This window comes from Nonomuraea sp. NPDC026600 (genome assembly GCF_040638335.1).
GTDB lineage: Bacteria > Actinomycetota > Actinomycetes > Streptosporangiales > Streptosporangiaceae > Nonomuraea.
The window spans coordinates 112376-130235 of sequence record NZ_JBEZYD010000041.1; the positions used below are offsets into that span (position 1 = coordinate 112376).

14 protein-coding genes are annotated in these 17860 nt (G+C 68.8%); 5 read left to right on the forward strand and 9 right to left on the reverse strand.

Annotation, left to right across the window (positions count from 1 at the left end):
* The first annotated feature begins 156 nt into the window (after positions 1-156).
* Both AB0F17_RS54260 and AB0F17_RS54265 read left to right on the forward strand, forming a co-directional pair.
* Positions 157-1257 (forward strand): crosslink repair DNA glycosylase YcaQ family protein, encoded by a 1101-nt coding sequence (locus AB0F17_RS54260; protein ID WP_358041236.1) that lies wholly within the window; start codon positions 157-159, stop codon positions 1255-1257.
* Between the two features lie 5 nt (positions 1258-1262).
* A complete protein-coding gene (locus tag AB0F17_RS54265; RefSeq protein ID WP_358041239.1) occupies positions 1263-1928 on the forward strand; it encodes a MazG nucleotide pyrophosphohydrolase domain-containing protein in 666 nt (221 codons plus the stop codon).
* Here AB0F17_RS54265 and AB0F17_RS54270 read toward each other — a convergent pair whose 3' ends face one another.
* Positions 1929-2249, reverse strand: a complete 321-nt coding sequence (locus AB0F17_RS54270; protein ID WP_358041242.1) for a hypothetical protein — start codon at positions 2247-2249, stop codon at positions 1929-1931. It abuts the gene before it with no gap.
* Between the two features lie 317 nt (positions 2250-2566).
* On the opposite strand from AB0F17_RS54270, the gene AB0F17_RS54275 reads away from it, so the two are divergent.
* A complete protein-coding gene (locus AB0F17_RS54275; protein WP_358041245.1) occupies positions 2567-3607 on the forward strand; it encodes a serine hydrolase domain-containing protein in 1041 nt (346 codons plus the stop codon).
* Between the two features lie 147 nt (positions 3608-3754).
* Here the strand turns inward: AB0F17_RS54275 and AB0F17_RS54280 are convergent, their stop codons facing one another.
* From AB0F17_RS54280 to AB0F17_RS54300, 5 genes are all read right to left on the reverse strand, one after another.
* A complete protein-coding gene (locus AB0F17_RS54280) occupies positions 3755-4222 on the reverse strand; it encodes an NUDIX domain-containing protein (RefSeq protein WP_358041247.1) in 468 nt (155 codons plus the stop codon).
* Positions 4223-4240: 18 nt separating this feature from the next.
* Positions 4241-4372 carry a hypothetical protein gene (locus tag AB0F17_RS54285; protein ID WP_358041250.1) on the reverse strand — a complete coding sequence of 44 codons (132 nt, stop codon included), beginning with the start codon at positions 4370-4372 and terminating at the stop codon, positions 4241-4243.
* A gap of 221 nt (positions 4373-4593) precedes the next feature.
* A complete protein-coding gene (locus AB0F17_RS54290; RefSeq protein WP_358041253.1) occupies positions 4594-5790 on the reverse strand; it encodes a phosphotransferase in 1197 nt (398 codons plus the stop codon).
* Entirely contained in the window at positions 5684-6340 is a 657-nt protein-coding gene (locus AB0F17_RS54295) for a glycosyltransferase (RefSeq protein WP_358041256.1), read from the reverse strand. The genes AB0F17_RS54290 and AB0F17_RS54295 overlap by 107 nt, the downstream gene beginning before the upstream one ends.
* The gene (locus AB0F17_RS54300) at positions 6292-6777 is read right to left on the reverse strand and encodes a hypothetical protein (RefSeq protein ID WP_358041259.1); all 486 of its coding nucleotides are present in this window, start codon (positions 6775-6777) and stop codon (positions 6292-6294) included. The genes AB0F17_RS54295 and AB0F17_RS54300 overlap by 49 nt, the downstream gene beginning before the upstream one ends.
* A 634-nt stretch (positions 6778-7411) precedes the next feature.
* On the opposite strand from AB0F17_RS54300, the gene AB0F17_RS54305 reads away from it, so the two are divergent.
* Entirely contained in the window at positions 7412-11989 is a 4578-nt protein-coding gene (locus AB0F17_RS54305) for an SNF2-related protein (protein ID WP_358041261.1), read from the forward strand.
* Positions 11986-13218: a hypothetical protein gene (locus AB0F17_RS54310; protein WP_358041264.1), complete on the forward strand. Its 1233-nt coding sequence runs from the start codon at positions 11986-11988 to the stop codon at positions 13216-13218. Before AB0F17_RS54305 ends, AB0F17_RS54310 begins: the two co-directional genes overlap by 4 nt.
* A gap of 171 nt (positions 13219-13389) precedes the next feature.
* On the opposite strand, the gene AB0F17_RS54315 is transcribed toward AB0F17_RS54310, so the two are convergent.
* The 3 genes from AB0F17_RS54315 to AB0F17_RS54325 all read right to left on the reverse strand — a co-directional run.
* Positions 13390-15825 carry a TniQ family protein gene (locus AB0F17_RS54315; protein WP_358041266.1) on the reverse strand — a complete coding sequence of 812 codons (2436 nt, stop codon included), beginning with the start codon at positions 15823-15825 and terminating at the stop codon, positions 13390-13392.
* Entirely contained in the window at positions 15822-16925 is a 1104-nt protein-coding gene (locus tag AB0F17_RS54320; protein ID WP_358041269.1) for a TniB family NTP-binding protein, read from the reverse strand. Before AB0F17_RS54320 ends, AB0F17_RS54315 begins: the two co-directional genes overlap by 4 nt.
* A 23-nt stretch (positions 16926-16948) precedes the next feature.
* A partial coding sequence (locus AB0F17_RS54325) for a hypothetical protein (RefSeq protein ID WP_358041272.1) occupies positions 16949-17860 on the reverse strand: 912 nt, incomplete at its 5' end.

Sequence of the window (17860 nt, forward strand, 5' to 3'; positions counted from 1 at the left end):
CCACCCGCCACCTGCGCTGCTACGGTGCCACGCATGGCGCAGCAACCCCCACCGGGCACAGTGGACTCCTACACTCTCAGCCCGAGTGAGGCACACCGGCTGTGGAACTGGATCCTGACCCGTCAAGGCCTAGCCGCGCACACCCGGCAGACCAGCGTGGAGGCGATCGCCTCGGCCACGCTCGGCCTGCACGCCGCCCGGCAGCCCTCGCCGTACGCTACCGTGGCCGCCCGCGCCAGCGACCCCGCCATCGCCCTCACCCTCTTCACCCCGCACAGCCGGACCCGACTTCTCACCGTCCGGTGCATGCGCAAAACCCTGCACACCCTCCCCCTCGACCTGGCCGCCGCCGCGCACTCGGCAACCGTGCGGTTTCGCGAGCGAGACGCGCTGCGCGCCATCACCAATGCCGACCTCAGCAGGACCGCCCTGAGCACGGCCACCACCGCACTTGTGGACCTGCTCGGCCACGACGGGCCGCTGCCCCACCGCGCCATCGAAACCCGGCTGACAGACGCGGGCATCGCGATCTCGACGACCCGGCTGGCACTAAAGCTGGCTTGGGAGCGCGGCGCCGTGGCCTACCTCAATCAGGGACGCGGCTGGAACAAAGAGATACGCACCTTCGCGCTCACCAGCCACGCCTACCCAGACCTCAACACCGAACTGCCGGTCGACGCCGCGACGGAGCAGTTGTTCACCGCCTATCTGGACCGCTATGGGCCCGTCAGCTTGCGTGATGCCACCTGGTGGTCGGGGCTGTCGCAGAACATCCTGATCGACGCCTGGCAGCGCTCCAGCGTCAAGCTCGTCGAGTTGCTGACTCCGTGGACCGATAGCCCGTTGTACATGAGCGCCACCAGGTTCGCGGCGTTCACCACCGCGCCTGACGCCGACTGCACTACGGGCATGGTCTTCCTCGCCCATGAGGATGTCGCGCTGAAGGCCTACTTCCAGACCCGCCGTCGCTACCTCAACGACGTACCTGCGGCCACGGCGTTCAATCAGATCGGCGAAGTGCTACCCACAATCATTGCCGACGGCCATGTGATCGGCACCTGGAGCTGGGATCAGACGGTTTCCCGCGTGCAGCACCACCTGGTGGCACATCAGGCGACCGCCGGGCAGCGCCATCAGATCAACGCCGCCGCCGCCACGCTCACAAACACACTGCGCGCCGGCTGGCACAGCATTTCGGCTCCCCGGCGGCGAAGCGCGGGTTCGCCTGAAAGGCATGTCACGGCACTGCTAGCGTGATCGCCTTGTCCACCACCATGCGCCACTCCTGGACCATCATGAAGCCACTCCCCGAACGCCCCACTTTCGCGCAATTGCAGCGTTACGTCACCGAGATGGAACGGGAGCGCAACCTCAACGACGGTTCTATCGTCGAGCAGTGTCTGAAGCTCAGCGAAGAGGTCGGTGAGGTCTGCAAGGCTGTACGCAAGCATGAGGCGCTCTCCATCGACCCCGCCAGCACGATCGGCAGCCTCGGCCATGAACTAGCTGACGTCCTCATCTACGACCTGGCCATCGCCAACCGCAGCGGCATCGACCTGGCCAAGGAACTTCATGCTCATCAGAGAGCCCGCCCCAACAGATCCGGCGCGGCGGAGTTGACCTTGGCGGACCTTCAGAACTTCGTCGCTGAGGCGACGGCGGATGAGCACCACCTGTCCGGAACTCTCATCGAGCAATGTCTCCTGCTGTCAGCACGCGCTGGCACCGTGTATACCGTGGCGCTCACATCGCAGTCGCCGCCTGATGCGCGCCCTGAGCTGGCCGGTGGGCTGATCGGCGTACTCCAGCACCTTGCGGCCATCGCCAACCGCGTGAATCTGGATCTCGCGACGGCACTGCGGGCCAAGGAAAAGATCAACGAGACCCGGGTATGGGCCAAACCTAGCCTCAGGCCAGCCGTTAGCTGATCAATCAGCCGGTACCCCGGCGAAGGGCGAGCCCAGGCGGCGGCAGCCGACGGCGTGGCCGTCAGGGCTGCGGACGATCTCGTGCGGGACTAGGAGATCCCCGCAGGCGGTCAGGAGAGACACGACCTGCCACACGCCCGGCTGGTCGGGCGACAACTCATCGAGTTGACGTCGGGATGGTGACGCCTCCGGGGTCGCCGCCGGGCAGGCGGCCACGGGCGTGGCCGCGAGCCGCACCGTCGGGCGAGTGGGTGGGATGGTGACGAGCAGCTCCGCAGCGACAGCGCCACCATCGCCGAACACGACGTACGGCCGGGGCACGTCCCGGAATTTTCACGCCGTAGCGGCGTCACGAGAGATGCGGGCGACTGTTTTGACATCTCCTGCCCGCCACCAGCGGACCAGCCCCACCCCGCAGCGCCATGCTCACGCCAGCCTGGCTGCCGACTGTCCGCGGGGGTGGCTGCGCAATACCGCACGATTCCCGCTCAGCACCAACGCCGCCGCACTGAACATCCTCAGCCGGCAGATCACCTGACACGCTCGCCCCGCAGCGTTCAGCGCACACCGGCCGACCACCGGCCCGCTTCACTACGCTGAAACCCGGCACGCCACTCACCGCGAAGGAACCCGAAGCCATGACTCACCCCGGCGACCAGATCACCCAGCTGTTGTCCGACGGGGTGCGCGAGCAGGTCTTCCCCGGCGCGGTGTGGGCTATCGGCGGGGCGGGCGAGTCTGTGCTCCGCGGGACGGCCGGGGTGCTTGACCCCGAGCGGCCAGCTGAGCCGATGCGTGTGGCGACCATCTTTGATATGGCCAGCTTGACGAAGATCATGGCGGTGTGGGCAGCGGCCGGGGTCCTATGGGAGCAGGGGCGGCTGGACCTGGATGAGCCGCTGGGATCAGTGATGCCCGACGTCGTCGGGTATCCATTGGCGCCAGTGACGGTCCACCAATTGCTCACCCACACCGCGGGCGTCCCCCTGCGGGCCAATCTCCGGGCCCTGTACGGCACCGAACGCGAAGACGTCCATCGGGGAGTGCTGCGAGAGACTCTGCACCGTCAGCCGGGCACCGCGGTGGAATACACCGACCGGTCAGCCCTGATCATGGGCATGGTCGTCGAGCACCTCAGCGGTGCCGCCTTGGACGAGGTCTGCGCGAAGACCGTGTGGGGGCCGCTCGGGATGAACCAGACCCGATTCGGCCCCCTCCCCGCTGCATTGATCGACCAGGCGGCTCCCACCGAACTCGACCCAGAATCAGGCGAACGGCTCAGGGGCATCGCCCACGACTTCTCAGCTCGGCTCCTGGGCGGAGTCTGTGGCATCGCCGGGGTCTTCTCCACCTTGGGGGACGTCGAGAGGTTCCTGCGGCACCTGATCGCCGATGAGGACGCGGCAGAGGCGGGGTTCGGGCGCAAATGGGTGGAGGAGTCCCTCCAGATCCACACCGGAGGCCTGGAGCCCGCCCGCGGCTTGTTCTGGCTCCCCGCTCCCAGCACTGATCCGAGCGAGGGCGTGTTCGTGCACTACGGGTTCACCGGGACCGCGATGTGGGTGAACCGTGAACGGGGTCGCTGGGCAGCGTTGCTGACCAACAAGCTATATTGCAGCCGGCAGCGGGAGGCGATCGCGCGGGTCCGCGATGTGTTCCGCAGCCTGGCCTTCACCTGAAGTGCTTAAAATCCCCTGCCGCCACCATCACCACGCGCCATGCCTCAGATCGTCCCAGACCGGCAGCGCGCCCCAATTCCGCCGCCTCCCACCTGAGGGAGTTCGGGGAAGGGGTGCGGGTCTGGGCCCATGCGCGTCACGTGCGCGTCACTGCAACAGGACGGGTCGCTCGGGCACTCCTGCGAGGAGGGTGTCGGTGATGAGGCCGCTGAGGCCGAGGGGGTAGACGGTTTCGTTCGTCGAGCGCAGCTCATCGAGAGTCCACCAGCGGTGGGCCTGGATGGTGTCGGGCTGGGGGGCGCGGTCGAGGTCAACGTCGGCGGCTGTAATCCGCGCGAGGTAGTACCGCTCGACTTGGAGAACCTCCTGGCCGCCAACCTGATGTTCTTTGCTGCGCTCGGCGATCTGGGCACCGAGTTGGAGGCCGTCTTCGTCGATGCCGAGCTCTTCGCGGAGCTCGCGGCGAAGGGCGGTGGTGTGGTCCTCGCCGTTGTCGAGGGAGCCGCCCGGGGTGGCCCAGAAGCCGCCGTTCTCCTCGTAGCGCAGCAGCAGCACCCGCTTGTCGTCGTCCAGGGCGATGACGCGGGCGGCTGTTCGCAGCGGCGGAGTGCTCATGTGGCCCATTGTGGCAGCTCAGCTCCGTTCGATGAGGTAGTCCCCGATGCAGGCGGCATCCAGGTCGCAAGCCTGGAAGGTGGCCAGGGCATGGGCGGGGGTCTCCACGATGGGTTCGCGGTCGTTGAAGCGGGGGTGTGCCGTCGCCATCGCGCGGTGACCCGGGCGTGGCCCTCGGAGCAGGTCAGGGTCAGCGTGTTCGGGTCGCTCTGATGGAGGTGCAGTTGGTGGCGGGTGACGAAGGCGGCCGCGCCGTCGTCCAGGGTCGCAGGCAGGATTGGCCCACGAAGGACATCCCAGATCTTGCCGGTAGGCGTGGGAACGGTGTCCACGGTCACGGGAATCTCCCTTGAAGATGTGGGGATGGCGGGTCAGCGGCTGGTCACGTCGGACAGCAGAGCGTCAGTGATGGCCAGGTCGGACAGGAGGACGGAGGCGGTGCGCTGGCGCAGCAGCCAGAACTCGTCCAGATCATCTTGGAACAGGCCGGGCTTGAGGTAGTGCTGGCGCACGCCGTAGAGGCTGGTGAGTAGTTGCAGCAGGGCGACCCGGCCGCAGGCGCGGATATCGAGGTCGGGCACGTCGGGGTTGGCCTGCCGGTAGGCGCTGATCAGGGCGGCGGCGGCCTGCGGCCAGGCCGGGTCGGTCGCCACGGTGTTGGGATAGAACGCCACCCGGCCCAGGTCGTAGGCGAGCAGGAAGGGCGGGTCTGGGGGGCGGAAGTCCAGCACCGCGGAGAGGGCCTCCCCGGTGAACAGCAGGTTGACCGGGGAGAAGTCGCCGTGCAGCACCTGCACGGTGAGGTTGTCGGGCAGCTCGGCCAGCAGCGCCGGGATGGAGTTCAGCACGTCGTGGCGGTCGCGAAGCGTACGCTGCGCCTGCAGGTCGAACGCATCGGCGGCACCGTCGCGGATGCGTGCGGCGATGATGTCCAGCAAGTGATCGATCGTCACGGCGAGGCCGTCCACGTCAACGGTGCGCCACTGCTCCACCGCGCGAGTGCTGGTTGCGGGCAACTCGGCGAACAAGGCATGGATGCGGCCCAGCTCCGTACCGGCGGCGCCGAGCTGGGCGGGCGACATGCGCAGTGCGACCTGGCCGGGCATCCACTGCCACACCGAAACCGGCAGGTCGGTGCTGGAGTCGAGAACCTCCCCATCGGTGTTGGGCAGGACCGGCGCGGCCGGGATACCGGCCCGCAGCGCTCGCATCGACAGGCCGATGCCTGCGCGTTCAGCCGCCAGATCGGTGCCCGGCGGATAGTTCTTGACGAACACCTCCCGCCCGTCGTGACGGACGGCGCGGAAGTTGATCGTGCCTTGGCCGATCGGCAGGTAGGTGAGCGCGCACGACCTCAGCCCGTACCGATCGGCGAGCACGGCGGCGATGCGGCCACCGCGCTCGCCTCCCGGCAAGCTGATCGCGTGGTCAGGTGCGTTGTTGGGCACGTCGGGCTCCTCGTCAGTGTGCGGGTCGGTGTAGTCGATGCGCAGGTCGGCCGACGACGGCGGGTTGCTCTGCGCGCGGGGTCGAGGGTGTCGCGGCGAGCTGATGGAAGATCCGCTCATAGGTGGTGGTGATGACCCGCCACTGACGGGATGCATCTGCGGGCGCGGAGTCCAGGGCGGCGCACAGCGGCAGGATCGACTCGGCGGCGGCCAGGAGGGGACCGGCACCGGTGGGGGCAGGGTACAGCCATGCCCGACGCCCTTGGGTCATCTCGGCGATGGCGGACAGGTCCGGCGCGATCACCGCAGTCCCGGACGCCAGCGCCGTACTGCCGGACGCCGGGTACAGCACGTGACGAAAGAAGGCCCGTTCGCTCTCAGCCCGGTACGGGCACAGCACCGCAGACGCTGCCCGATACAGGGTGCGCACGTGCTCGGGCGGGATGCGGTCGAGGTGGAGGCGGATGCGGCCGCCGCCGGCACGTTCCTGCGCGGCGAGGTGCTCGGCGAGGGACGGAGTGCGGCAGGGGCCTGCCACGAGCAGCCGGGCGCGGCGGGTGTGGGTGGTGAAGGCGTCGATGATCGCGGGCAGGTCCTTGTAGGGGGTTAGGTTGCCGACGATCACCATCGAGACCTCGGCGTCCTGGAGCCAATCGGCCAGCTCGCGCACGGCGGCGGAGAGCTGGCCGCCCAGGGTGGGGCCGCCGAGCCCCGCCCATCCGGCGACCGTGACGGGCGCTTGGTCAGCGAGGTCAGGTAGGCGGCATCAGCCCGGGTGTGGGTGATCACCGCATCCGCCAGTTCGAGGACGGCGGAGGTGGTGTACTGGTCGGCCTCGGTGGGCGGGCCGCCGTCGATGGGTAGCAGGTTGTGCACCGTCCAGGCGATCCTCCAACCGCCCTCGTGGAGCGCCTGGAGCTGGGCGGCGATCGTGTGCGCGGCGGCCAGGGTGCGCTGCCCGTCCGGCCCTTGGTACAGGCGCTTGAGCCGATGCAGGTTGATCACTGCCGGGCCGGGCGGGGCATGGCGGTGCAGTTCGGCGAAGTAGGGGCTGGGCCAGGCCGGATAGTTAGTGATCACGACCCATCCGGCCGCGGATGCGCTCATGGTCATCGCGCCTGCCCGCAGGTCAGCACGGTCCACCAGGCGGTGGCGGCGCGGTGCCGGTTCAGGCAGGTGAGGGGGCTGCGGTCAGTGCCGGTCCATTCCATGGCGACCTCCAGGGGATGCCCGGCGGCGGCGCGGTCGGCGGCGGCCCGGCGAGCAGCTCGGACGCCTGAGGTGGTGAAAGGAGCCGCCCCCTGCGTGAGCAGGCGCTCTCTGTCAGAGCGACACTCGGCACCGGACCAAGCCGTCCTCGACCAGGGCCAGCACGCGACTCCGGCTTCACCGCCGCTCCAAAAACCTCAGCGACGAGAGAAGCTTCACCGATCCCGAGATCTCCTCAACCGCCAGAGCGACATGCTCTACACGGAGAACCTCCTGGTCTTGGGGCGGGATGACCTGAAGAGGCGCTCGGGAACCCAGAGCTTATTTCTTAGCCGTGCTCCTACAGCGCTTAGGTGAATGGCGTGCGCTCCGAACGTGACCTCGGTTACGGTGATCGAGGTGGGCCGCCCACCCGTACGAGCAGGCGCGTGATCTGACCAGCGCTGCCGGACCTGGTGGTGTGCCGCCCCTGGCTCGGTTGACCGTTGACGGCCTGTGCGGGCCCATCCAGTTACCCGGAGGTTTCGCCACAGTGACGACCCGGCCCACTCCGCTGACGACCAGCGATTTCCTCAAGAAGCGCGCCCAGGACAAGGAACGTCAGGAGCTTCGCGGCGGTGACGCCGCCGCGTTTCGGCGGCTGGACAACCGGGAGTTCACCCGCTTGTTGTCCAGGGCGTGCACAGACGGCCTGTTGCCCGGGGTGTTCGCCGCCGAGGTCACCCGGCGGGCCGGGGCGGGCCAGTTGCGGACGCGGGACCTGCGGGCCCTTCTGCTGGACAGCACGATTGCGCGCGCGCAGGCGCAGCCGGCCCGGTCAGCCGCGTGGACGGCGCTGGCCTCGGCTCCGGAGCGTGCCACCGCTGTTCTCACCTCGCAGGCCCAGGCGGTGGAGGCGGCGTTCGTACTGCGCAAGTTGGCGGCCAGGGAAGGGTTGGGCCGCTTCGGGGCGCAGGCCGGGTGGCGTACGCCCGACGGGTTCGCCCACGGCATCGCCGCCTACGCCGACCAGCGCAAGGTGGCCCAGCACCGAGCCGCGGTGAGCCTGCTCGGGCATCTGTGCGCGGTTCAGCCGGTGGTGCAGGAGTCGGGCGATGGCGCGGAATGGGAACCGGTCGGAGCCGGAGACAACGTGTCCGTGGCGTTTCCAGCCGCGCTGTCCATGGACGGCTTCCACGCGCAACTCCAGCAGGCGTGCGCGCAGGCCGCCGTGGCGCCGGCCCTGGTGGCGGAGATCGCGGCCCGGGCCAGGGCTGGCATGCTGGAACCGCGTGACCTGTACCTTGTGCTCTTCCAGGCGCCAGCGCCGCAGTGGGAGCCGGGCCGCCGGGCCATCATGCACGCGATCGCCGCCGGCGAGGGGGCCGCGCCGGCGATCCTCAACCTCCACGCGGCCGCTGCCGGGCAGGCCGCCCCGGTCTACCAGGACACCGTCGTCCCTGCAGCCCCCCAGGAGACGACGCGGTTCCAGACGCGTGTGACCTACGACCCCGGCACCGGTCTCCTGCTCGCCGACAGCGGGCCGAAGCGTTCAAAGAAGCACTCCCGGCGCTCAGCCGCAGTCGCCGCCCTGGCCCAGCTGACCGGGCTGCCGCTGCCGGAACCCTCGCACGTACCAAATCCGAGGACCTCGGCGGGACCGCTTGCGCCCGATCAGAATCCGATCAGCGCGTTGAACGAGCTCGCGCAGGTCGAGTTGATCACCGACTTGGCCTTCGAGGTCTCACCCGGATTCAGCGGCAAACAGCCGCTGTTCACCTGCCGGGGCACCTGCCGCTCCAAGGGCCGGGATCTCCAGACGGCGGCAGAGGGGTTGAGCAAGGGCGCGGCCCGCGAGCAAGCGGCCCGCGCGCTGCTGGCCCTGATCGTCGCCGACCATGAGCCCCGCCCGGCCGCACCGGTCCAGGCGGTGCCCGCGATCAAGCCACTGGCTCCGGGCAAGGACCCCCTCGGCGCGCTGAATGCCTTACAGCAGACCGGCGTCATCATCGAGGTCGAGCCGGACTACTCGATGACAGGCCCGGCGCATCGGCCGAGGTTCGTGTGCACCCTGTCGTGCCGCCACCAGGACCAGACGGTTCAGGCCCAGGGGTGCGGGCCGGGCAAGCGCGCCTCCTATCAGGACGCCGCGCGGGCGCTGCTCGCCCGCCTCGCGCTGGTACCCGCCGACCCGGTCACGCAAGCCGAAGACGCAGCGCCGGAACCCACTCAACCCGCGTTCGTGCCGCACCAGCGCACTGCGCCGGCTCCGGGAACGCCCGCCCAGACGCTGCTGGCCGTGCGGCTGCTGGACTCCGTCCTTCGGGCAGGAGCCGCGGTGACCGCGGACCTGAGCGGCAGCGCCGCCCGGATGGTGGTCTACCACCCTGACGGCAGCCCTCTGCCGGACACCGACACGACCGCGCCGCTGCGGGCAGAAAGCGTCGAGCTGGTGCTGCCCGGGATGGGCGTCGGAGTGCGCGCCCAAGCGGTCCCGGTGTGGCCGGTGCCGCTGAGGCTGCTGTCCGGGGTGCTGGCCCGACTGGGCGGTGACGGCCTGCACCCCAGTGCGGAGACATGGCGGGCCGTCATCCGCCTGGGCCTTGAGGCCATCGCCGACGAGCGCGTGTACCCGGGCACCGACTCCACAGGCCGCGACGCCTGGCACCTGGGGCCCCTCACCTTAGGGCAGCAGGCCACCGCTGCCGATCTCGCCGACGCGATGCCCCCGTACGCGCACTGCGTCCCTGCCGCCCGCACCCCGTACCGCCTGTGGGCGCCGCGCATCGTGGTGCGTCGCGTCCTGGACGCTCTGGCCGACGCGGTCGTGCGTGGCCCGGGAACCACGTACGCGCTCGGCTCAGCCTCCTACACAGCCCCCTCTCGGCGCCCGCAGAGTCCGGACCTGGTGGCGTGGACGGACCGGATCACCACGATCCTCGACCCCCACCCGCCGCTCGGCCTGGTCGTGACGATCAAGCCGCCGCCCGCCAACAGCCCTGAGGACACCGAGCTGCTGTGGGCGGTGCTGCGGATCAGGACCGCCACGCCCGGCGGCGAGTCCCGGCTCGTCGACGCCGCCGAGTACCTGCCCGAACACGGCGCCGACCCGCGCCAGCTGGAGCAAGTCCGCCGGTCGCTGCGCGCCGCCGCCCGCCTCTGGCCGCCGCTGCAGCGACTCTTGGAGCAGGACCACCCGGCCAGGTTCACCTTGCGCGCCGCCGAAGCCGCGCTCCTGCTCGGCGAGATGGGCCAGAACCTGGCCCGGTCCGGCATCGAGATCACCTGGCCCGGGCAGTGGGCCCGCACCCTGGGCGTGCGCGCGCTGATCGGCACCCGCTCCATCCCCGGCATCCGCGAGCCCGCCTTCGGTCTGGACAACGTCCTGGACTTCCGCTGGCAGCTGACCGCCGACGGTGACGGCCTGACCGATGCCGAGATGGACGCCCTGGCCACCGCCGGCCGCGCCCTGGTCCACATGCGAGGCCGCTGGCTGCTGGTCACCGCGCAAACCGCCCGCCGCGCAGCCGACCGCGACCTCGGCACGCTCCCCGCGGCCGAGGCACTGACCGCAGCCTTGACCGGCAGCGTTACCGTCGACGGCGACCTGGTGGCCTGCGAGCCGACCGACGCGCTGGCCGACCTGGTGGAGTTCCTGCGCGTCGGCTCCCACCAGCCCATCCCCACACCCGCCGCGCTGAAGGCGACGCTGCGCGACTACCAAACGCGGGGACTGGCCTGGCTTGCCAACCTCACCCGCCTCGGCTTCGGCGCGTGCCTGGCCGACGACATGGGCACCGGCAAGAGCATCACCGCCATCGCCCTGCACCTGCACCGCCGCGAGCAGGCCGAACGCGCCGCGCCGACTCTGATCATCTGCCCGGCATCCATGCTCGCCACCTGGGAACGCGAGATCGCCCGCTTCGCCCCGGCCACCCCCACCCGCCGCTACCACGGCGAAGACCGCACCCTGTCGGGCCTGAGCGCCGACGAGGTCGTCATCACCACCTACGGCACCCTGCGACGCGACGCGGACACCCTCGCCGCACAGCCGTACGACCTGGTCGTCGCCGACGAAGCCCAGCAGGCCAAAAACCACCGCTCGCTGACCGCCCAGCAACTGCGCCGCCTGACGGCCAGTGCCCGGGTCGCGCTGACCGGCACCCCCGTCGAGAACAGCATCATGGAGGCCTGGTCGATCCTGGACTGGACGAACCCCAGCCTGTTCGGCACCCACCGCACCTTCAAAGACCGCGTCCGCCCCATCGAGCAAGACCCCGAAGGCGAAGACGCCCGTCGCCTGGCCCGCGTGTTCGCCCCCTTCATGCTCCGGCGCCGCAAGAGCGACCCGCACATCCTCAAGGAACTGCCCCCGAAGGTCACCACCCGCCGCTACGTGGCCCTCACCCGCGAGCAGGTCGGCCTCTACGAAGCGGTCGCGCGCGACACCATGGAGCAGATCCGCGCCGGCAAGCCCGGCGAGCGCCGCGCCCTGGTCCTCACCCTGCTCACGCAACTGCGCCAGATCTGCAACACCCCCGCCCACTACCTGCGCGAGACCCCGGACCCGCATCGCTACGACCCCGACGCCGAACGGCGGCGCTCCGGCAAGCTCACCGCAATCGACGAGCTCCTCGCTGAGATCACCGCGGCGGACGAGTCGGCGCTGATGTTCACCAACTACACCGCCATGGGCCGGCTGCTGGTGACCCACCTTCGCGCCCAGGGCATCGAGCCGCTGTTCCTGCACGGCCAGATCCCGCCCGGGCAGGCCCGCCAGGACCTCGTCGACGCCTTCCAGGCCCGCCGCAACTCGGTCATGATCCTCACGGTGAGGGCGGGCGGCACCGGTCTGACCCTGACCGAAGCCGGCCACGTCATCATGTTCGACCGGCCCTGGAACCCCGCCGTGGAGACCCAGGCCATCGACCGAGCCCACCGCATCGGTCAAGCCCGCACCCTGGAAGTTCACCTGATGCAGACCGAGTTGACGATCGAGGACCGCATCGACGCCCTCCTGGAACGTAAGCGCGCCTTGGCCGACGCCGTCCTGGCAACCGGAGAGACCGCGCTCGCCGATCTGTCGGACACCGAACTCGCCGAACTCATCGCCCTCGGAGCGCACCCGTGACCGACACCACCTCACCGTGGGCCCTGGCCTGGGAGATGACCCACAAGCAGGCCACCGGCAGCCCCGCCACCCTCCTTCAGGGCTACAACATCTACCTCGCCGGCGGCGTCCCCGCCAGCCTGGACTCCCAGCCCGGACAGATCAGTGCCGTCATCACCCCCCGCCACGGCGAACCCACCCGCGCCACCATCCACATCGTCCCGCTCACCCGGGAGGAACAGCAGGCACTCGCCGCCGCCTTGACCCGCAGCCGCCATAAGGGCGCTCTCCTGAAGGGCCAGCTACCCGCTGCCCTCGCCGACCCCGCCCACACCGGCGACGTCCCCATCGCCCCCAGCGCCGCCCAGATGACTTTCGCCTGCGACTGCCAGCAAGCACCGTGCCAGCACACCGCCGCCCTCGGACACGCCGTCGCCCAGCGCCTGCATACCAGCCCCTCCCTGATGACGACCCTGCGAGGCCTTCCCCACCGACACCTGATCGCCCTCCTTCAAGCGCCGTACCCCACCGCCGCCGCGGCAGCGCCCGAAAAGCACGACCGGTCCCGCACACCGCCACGCCCGGCAGGTCCCTACATCGCCGCCCACCAGGCCTACCAAAACTGGGACAACAGCGCACCGCCCCTTCCCTCGCGCGAAGCCGCCGCCGGCGGCGACGCGTCCACGGCGAGCTTCGCGGCAATGGAGCTGCCCGAGCCACCGGCCCCCGCACCCTCACTGCAGATGCTTCGCCACCTCGCGACCGAAGCCGCCCGCCAGGCCCAGCAGCTCCTGACCGACGACACCCTGCTCGAGACGGACCCGGTCACCGACGCCGTGCGCCTGACCGCTTCCCTGCCGACCGGGGAACGTGCCGAGATCGTGGCCCACCGGCTCGACATGGAGCCGCAAGCCTTCCGCCGACTCCTGAAAACCTATGCGCTGGCCGGCGCCCCCGGCCTCCACGCCACCCGCCACCCCTACCCCGACGACCCCCAGGTCCTCCAGCAAGCCGCCGCGGCCATCGCCCCGCTGCGCCCGGACTCGGCCGCTCCGCTGACCACCGCCGACAACCGCGTCACCGACCCCACCGCCGACCTTGAGATCCGCCACGGACATGACGGCCGGTGGTACCCCTTCGCCGCCGCCGGCCACGACTGGCAACTCATCGCCCTTCCCCACGACGACCCGGCCAGCGCTTACCAGAACGCGCTCACCGCCCTCCACGCCCGCACCCGCCCACGACGATGAAAGCCGCCGACCGGATGGGGCACGTCAACCCCGGCGACGTTTCGGAGTGAGGCACCGGCAGGCCGTGACTGATGAGCTGTATCCGCGCACTTAGGCGATTTGTAGGTTCCGCGTTTCAATGTCACATGCTGACCCTTCGACCTGGGCGTTCTTCGCGATCCGCGCCCCGTGTCATCTTGATCGTTCCGTGTTTGGTGTCATATTCCCTGCGTCCGTCAGCCGGGCGGCTCCGGTGGAGTCGGTCTTGGCGTCCATTGCTTTGCGGGTGCTGGCGCCGCCGCTTGGGCGGAGCGGGACGCCTAGGTCCTGGGCTCGGTGGATGATGTAGGTGGTGCTGGTGCCCTTCTCGCGTGCGATGTCTGCCAGGGTCCTGCGGCGTGTGACGTACTGCTCGTAGAGCCAGTCTCGGTCGATGACGTTGTGCTGTTTGAAGTAGCGCCCGACCTTCCGCAGTTCGATGCCGTACTCCGCTGCGAGCCTGGTCACGGTGGATTTCGATACTCCGACCTCGATCGCGATGGTGCGCGCAGACTGATGCTCGTCGAGGTAGCGGCGGCGAAGTTCCTCTTCGGTAAGCACTTGGCGGGCGGCGTGGCTCACCTGGCCGAGGGCGCGGGCTTGGGCGGTGCTGAGCGGTGGGGCCGGGATCGGGTGTTCCTCAAGGAGAAGACGCACGGCCTCGATGCTGACGCCGAGAGTCTGGGCGGCTGATCCGGCTGGGTAACGGCGTCCGCGAGTCAACTCGTGCAGGCGATCAATGTTGATGGTCGACGGGTCAGTGCCGGGCAGGTCGAGACCGTCGAGTATTCCGAGTGGCGGGCACCAGGCCACCGGTTCGCTCCGTAGTCCGCATCCGCTGACGAAGTCGCGTGCGACTTGCCTGAGTGCGTTCGCGAGTTGCGGAGTCCACACCTCTGTGAAGCGCTCTGCTTCCGCGCGGAAGGAGTTCACGTCAGTGGTGGGGAAGTCAGGCGCGCGGTCGAGGGGCATGCCGCTGATCTGGTTGAACAGGACGCATCGCGCGATGCGAGCACGTCGCCCGATTCCTGGAGATTGGCCGCTTTGGCGGCAGATCTCCACCCACTGTTCGGCGGGCAGCAGGTTCGAGTAGTCCAGGGTGCGGCGTCGCTGGTAGTCGATGGGGATGTCGTTCTCGTCCAGGTAGTGCACGAGGTGAACCAGAGCCGCGGCAACGGGTTCCCAGCACTGCCGGTCGTGCAGCATCTGCAGGACGCGCGATAGCGAGTTGCCGTCGCTGATCGATCCGAGCATCGATGCGGCCTCGTCGAGTTCGAGTTTGGTCCCGACCAGAAGCGCCGCTGCGGCCAGCACAGGTGCCAGGATTCGCTGGTAGGCGCCGCTGGAGGGGCTCAGCCGCACGGCCCATGACGGCCACAACGTGGCGGGGAGTTTGCGTGAGCGCCGGCGGATCTGCCGGGCGGTGGCGGACGGCGAGGAGGGAAGCGCGACGGTTTGGAATCGCAGTTGATCGCTCGGGCGAAGAAGCGGTCCGAGTGCGGCCAGTTGCACGGTCTGTAGGACGGTCCCGGTGCCGCGACCCCAACTCCGGATGGTGGTGGTCGTGGTCTTCTCGGATCCGTCGCGGGTCTTGCCGATCACCGTGCGCAGCGCGTGGGCGGCTGAGTCCAGATGTTCCTCGCCGAGTACCTGCATCGCGGTGATGACCGCGACTGCGGTCATCACCGCGGTCGGCGGCGCCATGGACCCTGGACGGCCCATTGCAGCGGCTCGTCGCTCTGGTTCGTTGCTTGGCTGAGAGAGGAGGTAGGCGTCGAGAGTGTCGGCCGGAACCCTTGCCTTGAGGTCGTCAGCGTTCAGGTGGATCAGCATTCGGCTGGCGACTGCGCGCAGTTCCGAGAGCGCCACGGTGGAAGGTTGGGGGTGGCGAGAATACTGGCCGAAATCCGCATGGCCAGTCTCGATCATGTTCATGATCAGGTCCTGGGCCTCAACCACGGGATGGCCGGCGGCCAGGCGGACGACCTCAGCTTGAGTAAGGTCCTGGTCGCATCCGCGTGGAGCGGTGAGGTCAGCGCTGCGTGCCGGGCGTCCGCCGCAGCGTCCTGGGATCGGCAGGCTGTGTCGGGAGAAGGGGCGTGCTCGTGTGAGGCGTCTGCATCCCTGGCAGGTGTCCGCGAGGAGGAGGGAGTGGCGGGTGCAGGCGAACGACCAGCCCAGGCGCCATTCCAGTCTCCATCGTCCGGCGTTGTCTGCGAGGCAGTCGGGGCAGTATCGCGATCCGGTGCCCCGCCCCCAGAGCCGATGCCGGTTGACCTGTCGCTTCTCATGATCGATCAACAGCGCTCGTCCGTGGAAGTGGGCCAGTGTCATGGCATGAACACGCTGTTTGTCCAGGCCGGTGGCGAAGGCGATGTTGTCGGCTTCGCGCTCGCTCAGGGCGATGGTCCAATCGGTGGGGCGGGGGTGGCGAAGATCCCGGCTCTTGGCCTTCGTCAAGAGGCCGAGGCTGGAGAGTACGTCGCCGTAGCGGATCTGCGTTCGGTGCGCGTATGCCTCCAACCAGGAGTCCAGGGACTCTCCGGGAAGCGGTGTCATCCGGATCGGCAGCGTCCGCATCACGGTCATCCTCGTCGCCTCGCGGACGGCTTCGGCTTGGTGGTCTTCTTGCCGGCGGCCAGCAGAGCCTCCCACTGCGCCTGCTGTTCTTGTGCGGCCCGGTCGAGTTTGACCATGGTCATCAGCTCAAGGGTCAAACGCTCCTCTCCGGTTCGGATCGCCCGCAGGCACGCTCGTTTGATCAATGTCATCAGGGAGCCGATGTGCCCGCTGCAGCGGGCGTATAGGTGGTCGGAAAGGTCGTCGGCGAGCATGCCGGGATGCTTATCGGCCAGTACCAGACGTTGTTCTAGGGAGAGGAGGAAGTTGCGCCATTGCGTGCGTCCGGCTTCGTCGTCGATCGTGAACGGATCCAGAGCGAGCGGGGTGATGCGGCGTTCGAGCTGCGGATCGTCGTAGAGACCCTTGTCCTTCAGGCCGTGCCCGATGAAGAGAATCATCAGCGGGAACTCGTTGGCGATCGTCTTGAACTGGTTGGCCAGCTCGGTTCCGCGGATCGACCGGAATCTGAGGAACTGAAGGTCATCGACCAGCAAGAGCCGTGACTCGCAAGACAGGGCGCAGTCCAGGGCGCGGGACAGGAACGAGTTCGCCGTCCCGCTGTTGCGCCCAGAGTGGGCGAAGAACTCCAACATCGCCCAGTTGAAGTCCTTGATCGTGGTGTCGCCCATCATCCCGACCCGGATCACCGGCCACCGCTCGTGCCCGGCCGCGGTGAATCGGCCGTGCTGGCGGATCAGGTCGTTGTGGACGCGCTTGGCGAACGACAGCCCGATCGTGGTCTTGCCCAGGCCAGGGAACGCGTCAACGGCGGCCATCCCCTTGGCCTCCCAGTTCGGCTGATCCAGGCCAGCTTCGAGGATGTCAGTCAGATCCTCGACGAGCTGACTTGCCTGCATCGTCTTGATCGGACGCAGATTGGCGAGGAACCTGCGGCGCCCCAGATCGTGCTCGGCCTTCGCCTCCGGCTTCATCGCCTTGAGGCCGTGCGCGGTTATATCCGGCGGGCGAGGGAAGTCCGGCGCCTCAGCGAACGCCGCGAAGCCTTCCTTCCTGGTCAGGGTCAGATCATCGAGTGCCAGGCTCCGCCACGCGGGATCATCCTCCATAGGGACCTGGACCTCAGCCGGGATCACAGATCCTCCAGAGCATCGGCGTAGAAGGACTCTTCATCGAGTTCGGTGTCCTCGCCGAGCATCCCGCCCTCGAAGTCTTGGGCGTCCGCGGCGTCGTCGTCCCCGCCGACGTCGGCGAGCCCTTGGGCGGTCTCAGGCGGTGCTGGTTTGTCGAGCTCGATGGCGAACGCCATCTGTTCTCGGGCCGCCCGCAGCGCGATGCGCCGCTCGGTCAGCGTCGTGCCCAGACCTAGCTGCCAACGCTCGAGCAGTTCGGCCACGGCCAGGCGGTCATTCGGGTATGGGTGCTTCGTGGCGGCGAGCTTGCGGCCGTACTCCAGAGCATCCTCGCTCAGCGGAACACTGCGGCTGGCCGCGTGCTCCCAATTCAGTTGGTGCCAGGTTCGGTCCAGGTCACGGAAGTAGGCGTGGTCGATGTCGTCCGGGTTCACCTGGATCGGCCACTTGCCGGTCAGATACGGACTCGGCCGGCCATCGTGGTAGAGACCTGGGCCGTTGTAGCGCCGACCGTCGATCTCGACTCCGTAGGGCTGGATGGTGCGCCACCTGGTCTCCAGGAACTCCAGGGCCAGGAATCTGTCTCGCGGAACCTCGATGTAGCCAGCCCTTGCCATCCCGTGCTCGAACATCTGCGCCGGCGACATGCGCAGCCCGGGGACCGCCGGGTCGATCAGGCTCGAGTGGGGTGTGAGGTGATAGGTCGCCGCGATCCATTGGCGGATCCGGTCGAGCAGCTCGTCAATGTAGTAGAACGCCTCCCGTTCAGGTGCTTCGCCCCGCGAGAAGAGATCCGGGCCCTTGTAACCGGGCAGGTGTCGGCGTACGGGTTCCAGTGCAGAGCCAGGTACAGGTAAACGTGCAGAGTTGAACGGCGTGTCCGCTGTGTCTGCAGGGTGGTGATCTTGGAG